The sequence below is a fragment of the Micromonospora sp. NPDC000442 genome, assembly GCF_042898635.1.
Lineage (GTDB): Bacteria > Actinomycetota > Actinomycetes > Mycobacteriales > Micromonosporaceae > Micromonospora.
This window is the reverse complement of record NZ_JBIAYZ010000019.1, coordinates 91,104-103,059: the sequence shown is the minus strand read 5'-3', so window position 1 is coordinate 103,059 and position 11,956 is coordinate 91,104. Positions and strand designations below refer to the sequence as shown.

Sequence of the window (11,956 nt, the reverse complement as noted above, 5' to 3'; positions counted from 1 at the left end):
TGGTACTGCACCCGGGAGGGTGTGGGAGAGTAGGACACCGCCGGACATTCTTCCCGTTTAGGGCCACCCACAGGGTGGCCCTAAACGCGTTCCAGAGGCTTTACGCTGCGCGGCACCGTCCGGCACCGAACACTTCTTCTCTAGCCGGCGAGCGGGCCACGGCCCCCCGATGAAGTCCAAGGCCCGTTAGAGACTGGGCCCGATAAAGCGGAAGCGACAGGCGTCGGCCTACGAATAGCATCGCGCGAGTGACGGCACGCACGGCGGAACGGCCGGCCACCGAACCGCTGTGGCGGAACCGCAACTTCACGGTGTTCTGGTCGGCGCAGACCCTCTCCGTGGTCGGTGACGGCTTCGCCGCGCTGGCGATACCGCTGCTGGTACTCCAACTGACCGGCTCGGTGGCACTGATGGGCCTGCTCACCGCGGTGGCCGGGGTGGCCGCGGTGGTCACTGCGATCTTCGCTGGTGTGCTGGTCGACCGGATGGACCGCAGGCGCCTGCTGATCGGCGCCGACGTCGTCCGCGCCGGACTGTTCACTGCCATCCCCGTGGCCTGGCTGTGGGGGCCACAGCTGTGGCTGCTCTACCTGGTGCTACCAGCGAGCGCGGCAGTCGGCATGGTGTTCCGGGTGGCGTACGTGGCGGCGGTGCCCGGGCTCGTCGACGTCGGGCGGATCACCGAGGCGAACGGCAAGCTGTCGGCGAGCTACGCGGTCGCCGGCATCGGCGGTCCGCTGCTGGCCGGGTTGGTCGTCGCCGGGTTCGGCCACTCGACCGCGATCGGGGTGAACGCCGCGAGCTTCGCCGTGGCGGCCGCCGCGCTCAGCGTCGTACGGCTGCGGGAGGACGGGCCGTCGCGGGCCGCGATGTCGGTCGCCAGCCTGCGCGGCGAGTTGCTGGAAGGGGCACGTTTCCTCTGGCGGCATCCGGTCCTGCGCGCCCTGACCCTGCTGCTGTCGGCGTTCATCTTCCTCACCCACGGCCTCGACGACGTGTTGATCTACCACGTGCGGCTCAACCTGGGCGGCACCGATAGCACCGTCGGCCTGGTGCTGGGAGTGGCGGCTGGCGGTACGCTCCTCGGTTCGCTCGCGGTGGCTCCGCTGCGGCGCCGGCTCGGCTTCGGGGTGACCTGGTCGGGCAGCATTGCACTGGCCGGCGTGGCCGTGGCGGTGCTGGGCTCGGCGCGTACCGTGCCGGTGGTGGCGGCCCTGGCGGCGGGCTACCTCGGTGCGGTGGCGGTCGGGGCGATCTGTTCGCTGTCGCTGCGACAGGAGGTCACCCCGAACCGGCTCCTCGGCCGGGTCACCTCGGTCTTCTGGGCAACCCACTATGCGCTCGGTCCGGTCGGCGCGGCTGTCGTCACCTGGGGTGCCGAGGTGTACGGCGTACCGCTGGTGTGTCTTCTCGCCGGTGGAGGAATCATCCTGGTGGCTCTCGCGGGGCTGGCCACGCCGGTGCGGCACGCCCGCCCCGGCTGACCGGGCGCGGCGGCCGTCGCGCGAGCATCCGGGCCGGCCGGCGCGCAGCTGTCAGTCGCGAGTCTGCATGCTCTCCCGGATCTGCCGCAGCAGGCCGGCGGATTCGTCAACCGAGCGGGCGGGGAACATGGCCAGCACCACGCTGCCGTGGTCAGCCCAGCCGCAGACCGCGAAGTCGCCGCCCTCGCCGCCGGTGCTGCCGCACTTCATCACGCCGCCCAGCCGCCCCGGTGACACACCGCGGAGTCCGGTCACGGCCGCGGTCTCGTCGGCCATCAGCTCGAACAGACTTTCCAGATCCCGCTCCGGCTGCCACAGCAGGGTCGTCCCGCCGAAGATGAGTACGGATCGCCGGGCGTCGGCCGGGTCCTGGTAGACGGCACCGAAGCTGCTGTCCAGCTGAATGTCGGCAGCCAGCCCGCTACGCAGGTAGTCGGCGGTGCTGGCCGCCCGGTCGCTGTTGTCCAGGCGAAGCCCGGCGACCTGGTCGGGCGTGGTGATCCGGGCGTCCTTCTGCTGCACGATCCGCCAGCCCCAGGTGCCGAACGCACCCACCCCCACCGCCGCGATGATCGCGAGCGCCACCACGGCCAGGCGTCGCCGCCGGGACCGCACGTGGGGCCGGTCGGCGTCGTCGGTCGGCTCGCGGTCGCCCAGCTCGATCGGCTCGTCGGTCAGTTCGACCGGCGGAGCGCCCTCGTCGAGCTGGCGGGCACTGAGATGTGCGTCGGACATAGCCGACACCGTACGCGAACGACCGGTGGCGCACGTCGGGTCCGTCGAAGCCCTCCGTAGACTTTCAGGGTGACCGAGAGACTGGATGCCCGACGCCCCGACGCCCCGACCCTCGCCGGCCAGTATCAGCCGGCTGAGGTAGAGCAGCGACGGTACGAGCAGTGGGTAGCCGACGGTCGATTCCGGGCTTCCGCGGACAGCGATCGGCAGCCCTTCACCATCGTCATTCCGCCGCCGAACGTCACCGGCTCGCTGCACATGGGTCATGCGCTCGACCACACGGTGCAGGACGCCCTGGTGCGGCGCAAGCGGATGCAGGGCTACGAGGCGCTCTGGCTGCCGGGCATGGACCACGCCGGCATCGCCACCCAGAACGTGGTCGAGCGGCAGCTCGCTGCGCAGGGGCTCTCCCGTCATGACCTGGGCCGGGAGAAGTTCGTCGAGCGGGTGTGGGAGTGGAAGGCATCCTCCGGCGGCGCGATCCTCGGCCAGATGCGTCGGCTCGGCGACTCGGTCGACTGGGACCGGGAGCGCTTCACCATGGACGAGGGCCTGTCCCGCGCCGTCCAGACCATGTTCAAGAAGCTGTACGACGACGGCCTGATCTACCGGGCGAACCGGATCATCAACTGGTGTCCGCGCTGTCTGACCGCCCTGTCCGACATCGAGGTGGAGCACACCGACGACGACGGCGAGTTGGTCTCGATCCGCTACAGCGACGACGTGGTGGTGGCCACCACCCGGGCGGAAACGATGCTCGGCGACACGGCGGTCGCCGTGCACCCGGACGACGAGCGGTACCGCCACCTGATCGGCACCGAGGTCGAGCTGCCGTTGACCGGGCGGCGAATCCCGATCGTGGGGGACGTGCACGTCGACCCGTCCTTCGGCACCGGCATGGTGAAGGTGACCCCGGCGCACGACCCGAACGACTTCGAGATCGGGCAGCGGCACGACCTGCCCAGTTTGACGATCATGGACGAGCGGGGGGTGATCACCGCGCACGGACCGTTCGAGGGGCTGGACCGGTTCGAGGCCCGTCCGGCGATCGTTGCCGCGCTGCGGGCCGACGGACGCATCGTCGCGGAGAAGCGGCCGTACGTGCACGCCGTCGGCCACTGCTCCCGGTGCCGGACCACCGTCGAGCCCCGGTTGTCGCTGCAGTGGTTCGTCAACACCTCACCGCTGGCCAAGGCGGCCGGCGACGCGGTGCGTGACGGTCGGGTGCGCATCGAGCCGGCGGAACTGGCAAAGCGCTATTTCGCCTGGGTCGACAACATGCACGACTGGTGCATTTCCCGGCAGCTCTGGTGGGGCCACCGGATCCCGGTGTGGTACGGCCCGGCCGGCGAGGTGGTCTGCGTCGGCCCGGACGAGCAACCGCCGACCGGTGTGGGCTGGCACCAGGACGAGGACGTGCTGGACACCTGGTTCTCCAGTGGCCTCTGGCCGTTCTCCACGCTCGGCTGGCCGGAGCAGACCCCGGACCTGGCGAAGTTCTATCCGACGAGTGTGCTGGTCACCGGGTACGACATCCTGTTCTTCTGGGTCGCCCGGATGATGATGTTCGGCCTGTACGCGATGGATGGCAAGCAGCCGTTCGACGTGATCGCCCTGCACGGGATGGTCCGCGACGAGCACGGCAAGAAGATGTCCAAGTCGTTCGGCAACGTGGTCGACCCGCTGGACTGGATCGACAGGTACGGCGCCGATGCCACCCGGTTCACCCTGGCCCGGGGCGCAAACCCCGGTGGCGACGTGCCGGTCAGCGAGGAGTGGTGCCAGGGCTCGCGCAACTTCTGCAACAAGCTCTGGAACGCCACCCGGTTCGCACTGATCAACGGCGCGCACACCGACGGCCCGATGCCGGACGCCGGGCGGCTGTCGACCATCGACCGGTGGATCCTGTCCCGGCTGGCCCACGTCACCGCCGAGGTCGACGAGCAGTTCGAGGCGTACGAGTTTGCGAAGGTCTGTGACCTGCTGTATCACTTCGCCTGGGACGACGTCTGCGACTGGTACGTGGAGCTGAGCAAGCCGGTGCTGGCTGGCGGCGGCGAACCGGCCGAGGTCAGCCGCCGGGTACTCGGTCACGTGCTGGACCAACTGTTGCGACTGCTGCACCCGGTGATCCCGTTCGTCACGGAGGAGCTGTGGACGGCGCTCACCGGCGGGGAGACGGTGCTTACCGCGGCCTGGCCCACGGCTGACCGGGCGCTGATCGACGACGCGGCCGAGACGGAGGTGGCCACCCTCCAGCGGGTGGTGACCGAGGTCCGGCGGTTCCGCTCCGACCAGGGGCTGCGTCCGACCCAGCGGGTCGCGGCCCGACTCGACGGGTTGTCCGGCGCCGGTGTGTCGGCGCACGAGCCGTTGATCCGGTCGCTGGCCCGGCTGGACCCGGCCGGTGACGATTTCCAGGCCAGCGCGACCCTGGCCATGCCGGGTGAGGTCAGTGTCGCGTTGGACACCCGGGGTTCGATCGACGTCGCCGCCGAGCGGGCCCGGTTGACCAAGGACCGCGCGGCGGCGGAGAAGGAGGCGGGACAGGCCCGGGCGAAGCTGGACAACCCGGCATTCGTCGGCAAGGCCCCCGAGCACGTCGTTTCCAAGATCCGCGAACGGTTGGCGGTCGCCGAGGCCGACCTGGCCCGCATCGATGCCGCCCTGGAGGCACTTTCCTCGTGACCGACCCTGTCGACCGTACCGACCGCATCCGTGCCGAGCGGGCGGGTGCGGACCCCAGCGAATTGACCGACCGCGCCCGTACCGGTGATCGTGCGGGCGCGGACCGCCGTGACCGGACCGGCGGGGCCGAGCGTGCCGCCTTCGCGCAGGTGGAGGCCGAACTGGCCGCGCGTGGCTTCACCCGGATGGTCTTCGAGCTGGACCGCATCTCATCCCTGCTGGACCTGCTGGGCAGCCCGCAGCGGGCATACCCGTCGATCCATCTGACCGGGACCAACGGCAAGACCTCCACGGCCAGGATGATCGATTCGCTGCTGCGGGCCTTCGGGCTGCACACCGGGCGGTACACCAGCCCGCATCTGGAGACGGTGCGGGAGCGGATCAGCCTGGATGGCGAGCCGGTGGACGAGGCCCGGTTCACCGCCGTCTACCAGGAGGTGAAGCCGCTCGCCGAACTGGTCGACGACCGTTCGGCCGAGCCGCTCACCTACTTCGACATGACCACGGCGCTGGCCTTCGCCACCTTCGCCGACGCACCGGTCGACGTGGCCGTGGTCGAGGTGGGTCTCGGCGGCGCCGAGGACGCCACAAACGTCATCCAGGCGGGGGTGTGCGTACTGACGCCGATCGGGCTCGATCACACCGAGTGGCTCGGTGACACGCTCCAGGACATCGCGGTGGCCAAGGCCGGCATCATCCACCCGGGTGCGACGGTGATCGCCGCCGCTCAGGAGGAGGAGGCCGCCCGGCCGATCCTGCAACGCTGCGCGGAGGTGGGTGCGACCGTGGCCCGGGAGGGCTCGGAATTCGGCGTACTGCGTCGGGCTGTCGCGGTCGGCGGCCAGGTGCTCACCCTGCAAGGGCTGGGTGGGGTGTACGAGGAGGTCTTCGTCCCGCTGCACGGTGCCCACCAGGCGCAGAACGCGGCGGTGGCACTGGCGGCCGTCGAGGCCTTCCTCGGTGCGGGTGCCCGCCGGCAGCTCGACGTGGAGGCGGTGCGGGAAGGCTTCGCCGCCGCCAGTTCCCCGGGGCGGCTGGAGCGGGTGCGTAGCGCGCCGACGATCCTGCTCGACGGCGCACACAACCCGCAGGGCATGGCGGCCACGGTCACCGCGCTGCAGGAGGAGTTCGCGTTCAGCAAGCTGGTCGCCGTGCTGGGGACCCTCACCGACAAGGACGCTGCCAGCATGCTGGAGCTGCTGGAGCCGGTGGTCGACCAGTTGGTGGTGACCCGGAACAGCTCACCCCGCGCGCTGCCGGTCAAGGAACTGGCCGCGTTGGCCGCGGAGGTGTTCGGCCCGGACCGGGTCGAGGTGGCCGACGAGATGCCGGACGCCATCGAGGCGGCGGTGGCGCTGGCCGAGGAGGACGTGCCGGGTGAACTGGCCGGCGTCGGGGTGCTCATCACCGGTTCCGTGGTGACCGTGGCCGATGCCCGCCGGCTGCTGAAGCGATGACGGGGGACGGCGGCCAGCCGCGCCGGTCGGGCCTGCGCGACCCGCAGCGGGCGGTACGCGGTCTCGGTGCGGCTGCCCTCGCCCTGGAGGCGTTGGTGCTGCTGCTGGCGATCCAGCCGATCCGGGCGGTCGGCGCTGATCTCGGCGGTGCGGCGATCGCCGTGGTCGTGGCGCTGGCCGTGGTCGCCGCCGTGCTCGCCGGCATGATGCGTCGGCCGTGGGCCTGGCCCGCCGGCACGGTGTTGCAGGGTCTGCTGCTGCTCTCGGGCCTGCTGCACTGGTCGCTGTTCGTGCTGGGCGTGATGTTCGCGCTGGTGTGGGCGTACGCGCTGCACGTGCGGCGGGTGATCCTGGGCTGAGGCGGTGGTGCCAGGTTTCAGGCTGCCCCGGCCCCGATCACGCCTCGGCGAGTTCCCTCCACTGGGTCAGCGCGATGCCGTGTCCGTCGGGGTCACGGAACGCAGCCGCCCACACCTCCAGCTTGCTGCCACGGTTCACCACCCGGGGTGGGTAGGTGAACCGGACTCCGGACTCGCGCAGCCGTTCGTACGCCGACTGGATGTCGTCCACGTCGAGGTTGACGTGGACCAGCCGACGGCTGATCGGCTGGGCCCCGGTCACCTCGCGTAACACCAGGCGGGTCGCCCCCGAGGAGAGCACGGCGTTGGCGGCACCCCGGTCGACCTCGGTGAAGCCGAGCCGGTCCCGGTAGAACTCCAGTGAGCGGGACAGCTCGGTCACCAGCAGGGTGATGCCCACCCCGCTGATCGGGGCCGCCGGGTCGGCGGCGTCCGGGTCGAAGCCGAAGATCGCCTCGTCCAGCTCCCCCGCGTCGACCGTCTCGCCCCGGTCGGCAGCCGACCGCGGGTGACCGTCGGCAGTCGGACGGTCGGTGGTCGCCGCTTGGCCGTTGGTCGTCGCGCGGTCGGTGGTCGCCGTCGGGCCCGGGTCCGGATCGTCGAGCGGCAGGTCGAGCGGGTCGAGGGGATCCATCGGGTCGGTCAGGCCCGTGGCCGGGCCGGTCGGTGGCTGCGCGGGTCGCCCCGAGGGTGCCGGATCGGCCACCCGGTCGGCAGATTCATCCCCGGCGGAGGTCGCCGCTGGGCTCAGCGGTTCCTCGGTGAACCGCTCCTCGGCGGGCATCCGTGGCGCGGGGGTGGCTCGGCGGGGGAGCCGCTGCTCGTCGGAGCGTTCCACCACGGTCCCCTCCAGCACGACCGGACGACCCGGGCGCTGGCGTACCCGTACCGTCTCGTGGTGCTCCACCGGTTCGGCCGCGGTGTCGTGCGGTCTGCCGTCCGACGGAGCGCCGAGTGGCCCCTCGGACGGATCGCCCGAGGGGTCGTGGAAGTCGTCCTCCGGCGCCCGACCGGCCCACGGTGGCGCCTCCTGCCCGATCAGCACCTCGTCCGGCGGCACCGTGGCGAACTCGGGGGGCAGGTCGGCGGTGCTGCCGGCCTCGGTGTGGGTGAGCACCTCGTCCCAGAGCACCCGGACGTGTCGCGGGTCGTCCAGTGCCACCCGGATCGGCAGGGTCTGCCCCAGTGACGGCCACTTCGACACCGGAACCCGCGGCTCGATGATCTTTTTCGAGCGGGGCGGCAACCCGGGAGCGTCGATCACCAGTTGCAGTTCGCAGCGACCGAAGGCGTACTGGGTCGGTGGCTCGGAGGCGCTGTGCACGTGGCCGGCACCGACGACCCAGGTGCGGCCGCCGCTGCGCACGGTGGCCAGCGCGATCGCCAGGGCCAGCAGGGCGGCACCGAGTGCGACGATGGCCCAGCTGGTCATGCCCAGGCCGAAGAGGATGACGAAGGTGGCCACGGTGCCCAGCACCGCGGCGATCAACTTGCGTACCGGTGCGATGGGTCGGTTGCCGCCACCATTCGCCACAGTGGACCTCCCGGGGGTCAGGGCCAGGCTAGGCCGGATCGGGAGCCGGGGGAAGGCCGGCCACCCGCGCCGGCGCCGGGACCGGGTCGCTAGGCTGACCGTACCCAGCCCGACCGGCTTCCGCTCTGAGGAGGAACCCAGCGTGTCCAGCAGCAGCCCGGACGAGCGCACGCTCGTCCTGATCAAGCCCGACGCGGTCAGCCGAGGACTGGTGGGCGAGATCATCTCCCGGTTCGAGCGCAAGGGGCTGCGGATCGACGCGATGGTGTCCCGGACGATGGACGCCGCGCTGGCCGACGAGCACTACGCCGAGCACGTCGACAAGCCGTTCTACCCGCCGCTGAAGGCGTTCATGACCGCTGGTCCGCTTGTCGCGCTCGTGCTCTCCGGCGACCAGGTCATCGAGGTGGTGCGCGGCCTGATCGGCGCCACCGACGGGCGCAAGGCCGCCGCCGGCACCATCCGCGGCGACCTCTCCCTGTCCAACCGGGAGAACCTGGTGCACGCCTCCGACTCGGCCGACAGCGCCAAGCGCGAGCTGGCACTCTGGTTCCCCGAACTGGGCTGAGCCAGCCGCTCGACTCAGGCCGTCCAGGGCAGCTTGTCCGGGTTGGCCACCAGGAAGATGTCGGTGATCCGACCGGCGGCCGTGCCGAGGGTGACCGCGTACGTGTCACCGGCCGCGGTGACCACCACGGCGGCCGGGTGGCCGTTGAGTTCCGTGCGCCGCACGGCGTGCAGCCAGCCCTTCTCCCGGACACCCAGCACGAACCGGACGACCCGGTCCGCGCCGGTGACCGGGTTGCGGGCGGCCCGCACCCGGCCGCCGCCGTCGCTCCACGCGGTCGCGTCGGCGGCGACCAGGTCGGTCAGCGCGGCCAGGTCGCCCTCGGTCGCGGCGGCGATGAACGCCTCCAGCAGCCGTTCCTGCTCGGCCCGGTCGGCGGTGAAGCGACGCTTGTCGCGCCCGATGCGGACGCTCGCCCGGTGGTGCAGCTGGCGACAGTCCTCGGCGGAGCGGTCCAGCAACTCGGCGATCTCGGCGTAGGGCAGCTCGAAGGCGGTGTGCAGCACGTAGACGGCGCGTTCCGGCGGGGTGAGCCGCTCCAGCAGGTGCAGCAGCGCGGTGGAGAGCGAGTCGCGCAGTTCGGCACGCTCCAGCGGTCCGAACGGCGACGGCGCGGTGGGCACCGGCTCCGGCAACCACGGCCCGACGTACGTCTCGCGGGTGGCCTGCCGGGCCCGCAGCCGGTCCATCGACAGGTGGGTCACCACCCGGGACAGGTAGCGACGCGGCTCGCTCACCTCGGCGCGGTCGACCCGTAACCAGCGCAGGTACGCCTCCTGGAGGACGTCCTCGGCGTCGTGGCGGCTACCCAGCAACCGGTAGGCCAGCCCGAGCAGCATCGGCCGGTGCGCGTCGAGCGCACCGGCCGCCTCCGCCGCGTCGACCGGACTCACACGTCCGTCGGCAGCTCGTTGCGGAAGGTCACCGCGATCCGGTTCCACACGTTGATTGTGGCAATCGCCAGAACCAGGTCGGCGAGGGCCTTCTCCGGCCAGACCTTCGACGCGGCGTCCCAGACGTCGTCGGGCACGCCGTGCTCGCCCAGCCGGGTGACCGCGTCGGTCAACGCGAGAGCGGCGCGTTCCCGCTCGTCGAAGAAGGGCGCCTCCCGCCAGGCGGCCACCGCGAAGAGTCGACGGCTCGACTCGCCGGCGCCGAGCGCTTCCCGGCTGTGCATGTCGACGCAGTACGTGCAGCCGTTCAGCATCGACGCGCGCAGTTTCACCAGTTCCAGCACGGTGTGGTCGACGTTGGCCCGGACGTACTTTTCCAGCCCCAGCACGGCGCCGAAGGCCTCCGGTGCCACCTCGGCCACGTTGATCCGCTGCATGACAACCTCCCCGATAGTTCGGTCTGACACCACCACGACGGATCGCCCGGCCCGTCGCGTGACAAATGGGGCATGTGACGCCGGTCATGCAGCGTTCCGGCGGCGGTCACCCGGACAGACGCCGACGGCCACGTCGGCCCGGTAGACCGAAGCGGTCAGTCCCCTCATTCAGGAGGAACGATGACCGAACTCGACCGACGTACCTTGCTGCGGGCCGGTCTGGTCGCCGGCGCCGGTGCCGCCGGCGGTGCGCTGCTGGGCGGACCGGGCGCGCTCGCCGGGCCGGCCTGGCGGCCCGCCGGACGGCCGGTGCTGACGCACGGCGTGCAGAGCGGAGCCGCCACGGCGGACTCGGCGGTGCTCTGGACCCGCTCCGACCGCCCGGGGCGGATGGTGGTGGAGGTGTCCCGCCGGCCCGACTTCCGGGGTGCCCGTCGGGTACGTGGGCCGGTGCTTACCCCGGACACCGACTTCACCGGCAAGGTGCGACTGCGCGGGCTGCCCGATGCCGAGCGGCTGCACTACCGGGTGCGGGTGGAGAGCCTGGACCGGCCGGGCCTGGCGAGCACGCCGTTGACCGGCTCACTTACCACCGCCCCGTCACACCACCGTCGCGACGTGCGGTTCGTCTGGACCGGGGACATCGCCGGCCAGGGCTGGGGCATCGCACCGGACTTCGGCGGGATGGAGATCTTCCGGGCGATGCGGGAGCGTCGGCCGGACTTCTTCCTGTGCAGCGGTGACACGGTGTACGCCGACAATCCGCTCACCGAGACGGTGACCCTGCCCGACGGGCGGGTGTGGCGCAATCTGGTCGTGCCGGAGAAGCTCAAGGTTGCCGAGTCGCTGGCCGAGTTCCGTGGGCAGTTCGCGTACAACCTGCTCGACGAGCACCTGCGGGCGTTCGCCGCGGAGGTACCCCAGGTCAACCAGTGGGACGACCACGAGGTGACAAACAACTGGTATCCGGGCGAGGTGCTGACCGACAGCCGCTACACCGAGCGCCGGGTGGATGTGCTCGCCGCGCGGGCCCGGCGGGCCTTCGACGAGTGGCTGCCCACGCCACCGCGCGGACCGCGCTACCGACGGATGTCGTACGGCCCGTTGCTGGATCTCTTCGTGCTGGACATGCGGACCTACAAGGACCCCAACGACGGCAACACCTACGCCGACCCCGGCCGTGGCCTGCTCGGCGCCGAGCAGCGGGCCTGGCTGATCCGGGAACTGACCCGTTCCCGGGCCACCTGGAAGGTGATCGCCATCGACCTGCCGATCGGGTTGGTGGTGCCCGACGGATCCGACGCCCAGGAGGGCGTGGCACAGGGTGATCCGGGCGCGCCGGCCGGCCGGGAACTGGACTTCGCCCGGGTGCTCGGTGCGGCTCACCGGGCGGGCGTGAGCGGCATCGTCTTCCTCACCGCCGACGTGCACTACACCGCCGCACATCACTACGACCCGGCGCGGGCGGCAGTTGCCGACTTCACCCCGTTCTGGGAGTTCGTCTCCGGACCGGCGCACGCCGGCGCCTTCGGCCCCAACGCCCTGGACGGCACCTTCGGCCCGAAGGCCGTCTTCGTCAACGCCCCACCGCGGGCCAACACGTCCCCGGCGGAGGGCTTCCAACACTTCGGCGAGGTCCACATCGACGCCGAGACCCGGGCCCTCACCGTCCACCTCCGCAACCGCGCGGGCCGTTCCCTCTGGACCACCACCCTCCCCACCCCCTGACCACCGCCCCCACACCTCTCGCGATCTTGCACTTTCTGTCGGGACAAAGCGGATGTTCTACATCAAAGAGCCG

At 71.4% G+C, this 11,956-nt stretch carries 10 protein-coding genes; 6 read left to right on the top strand and 4 right to left on the bottom strand.

All coding sequences use genetic code 11. The annotated features are described in order from the left end of the window. The first annotated feature begins 248 nt into the window (after nucleotides 1-248). Nucleotides 249-1,484, top strand: a complete 1,236-nt coding sequence (locus ACFY2A_RS25035; RefSeq protein WP_387175030.1) for an MFS transporter — start codon at nucleotides 249-251, stop codon at nucleotides 1,482-1,484. Between the two features lie 51 nt (nucleotides 1,485-1,535). Here ACFY2A_RS25035 and ACFY2A_RS25030 read toward each other — a convergent pair whose 3' ends face one another. Then, nucleotides 1,536-2,219 carry a hypothetical protein gene (locus tag ACFY2A_RS25030; protein WP_363925143.1) on the bottom strand — a complete coding sequence of 228 codons (684 nt, stop codon included), beginning with the start codon at nucleotides 2,217-2,219 and terminating at the stop codon, nucleotides 1,536-1,538. A gap of 69 nt (nucleotides 2,220-2,288) precedes the next feature. Here ACFY2A_RS25030 and ACFY2A_RS25025 point away from each other — a divergent pair, with 69 nt between their 5' ends. The 3 genes from ACFY2A_RS25025 (at nucleotide 2,289) to ACFY2A_RS25015 (ending at nucleotide 6,723) form a co-directional block, all read left to right on the top strand. Continuing rightward, nucleotides 2,289-4,907 carry a valine--tRNA ligase gene (locus ACFY2A_RS25025; RefSeq protein ID WP_363925142.1) on the top strand — a complete coding sequence of 873 codons (2,619 nt, stop codon included), beginning with the start codon at nucleotides 2,289-2,291 and terminating at the stop codon, nucleotides 4,905-4,907. 185 nt (nucleotides 4,908-5,092) lie between these two features. Then, nucleotides 5,093-6,364, top strand: a complete 1,272-nt coding sequence (locus ACFY2A_RS25020) for a folylpolyglutamate synthase/dihydrofolate synthase family protein (RefSeq protein ID WP_363925153.1) — start codon at nucleotides 5,093-5,095, stop codon at nucleotides 6,362-6,364. Beyond that, nucleotides 6,361-6,723, top strand: coding sequence for a DUF4233 domain-containing protein (locus tag ACFY2A_RS25015; RefSeq protein WP_387175026.1), 363 nt, complete (start codon nucleotides 6,361-6,363; stop codon nucleotides 6,721-6,723). Before ACFY2A_RS25020 ends, ACFY2A_RS25015 begins: the two co-directional genes overlap by 4 nt. Nucleotides 6,724-6,760: 37 nt before the next feature. Here ACFY2A_RS25015 and ACFY2A_RS25010 read toward each other — a convergent pair whose 3' ends face one another. Beyond that, a complete protein-coding gene (locus ACFY2A_RS25010) occupies nucleotides 6,761-8,257 on the bottom strand; it encodes a VOC family protein (RefSeq protein ID WP_387175024.1) in 1,497 nt (498 codons plus the stop codon). A gap of 142 nt (nucleotides 8,258-8,399) precedes the next feature. Between ACFY2A_RS25010 and ndk the strand changes: the two genes are divergently transcribed. Then, nucleotides 8,400-8,825: a nucleoside-diphosphate kinase gene (gene ndk / locus ACFY2A_RS25005; protein WP_387175022.1), complete on the top strand. Its 426-nt coding sequence runs from the start codon at nucleotides 8,400-8,402 to the stop codon at nucleotides 8,823-8,825. A gap of 14 nt (nucleotides 8,826-8,839) precedes the next feature. Here ndk and sigJ read toward each other — a convergent pair whose 3' ends face one another. Both sigJ and ACFY2A_RS24995 read right to left on the bottom strand, forming a co-directional pair. Continuing rightward, nucleotides 8,840-9,718 (bottom strand): RNA polymerase sigma factor SigJ, encoded by an 879-nt coding sequence (sigJ, locus tag ACFY2A_RS25000; RefSeq protein ID WP_387175020.1) that lies wholly within the window; start codon nucleotides 9,716-9,718, stop codon nucleotides 8,840-8,842. Beyond that, nucleotides 9,715-10,155 carry a carboxymuconolactone decarboxylase family protein gene (locus ACFY2A_RS24995; RefSeq protein ID WP_363925137.1) on the bottom strand — a complete coding sequence of 147 codons (441 nt, stop codon included), beginning with the start codon at nucleotides 10,153-10,155 and terminating at the stop codon, nucleotides 9,715-9,717. Before ACFY2A_RS24995 ends, sigJ begins: the two co-directional genes overlap by 4 nt. Before the next feature lie 180 nt (nucleotides 10,156-10,335). Here ACFY2A_RS24995 and ACFY2A_RS24990 point away from each other — a divergent pair, with 180 nt between their 5' ends. Beyond that, nucleotides 10,336-11,883 carry an alkaline phosphatase D family protein gene (locus ACFY2A_RS24990; protein ID WP_387175018.1) on the top strand — a complete coding sequence of 516 codons (1,548 nt, stop codon included), beginning with the start codon at nucleotides 10,336-10,338 and terminating at the stop codon, nucleotides 11,881-11,883. The last annotated feature ends 73 nt before the right edge of the window (nucleotides 11,884-11,956 follow it).

Coding starts and splice junctions, on each gene's coding strand:
- ACFY2A_RS25030 (WP_363925143.1), bottom strand. CDS start 2,219: ATGTCCGACGCACATCTCAGTGCCCGCCAGCTCGACGAGGGCGCTCCG.
- ACFY2A_RS25020 (WP_363925153.1), top strand. CDS start 5,093: ATGGTCTTCGAGCTGGACCGCATCTCATCCCTGCTGGACCTGCTGGGC.
- ACFY2A_RS25015 (WP_387175026.1), top strand. CDS start 6,361: ATGACGGGGGACGGCGGCCAGCCGCGCCGGTCGGGCCTGCGCGACCCG.
- ACFY2A_RS24995 (WP_363925137.1), bottom strand. CDS start 10,155: ATGCAGCGGATCAACGTGGCCGAGGTGGCACCGGAGGCCTTCGGCGCC.
- ACFY2A_RS24990 (WP_387175018.1), top strand. CDS start 10,336: ATGACCGAACTCGACCGACGTACCTTGCTGCGGGCCGGTCTGGTCGCC.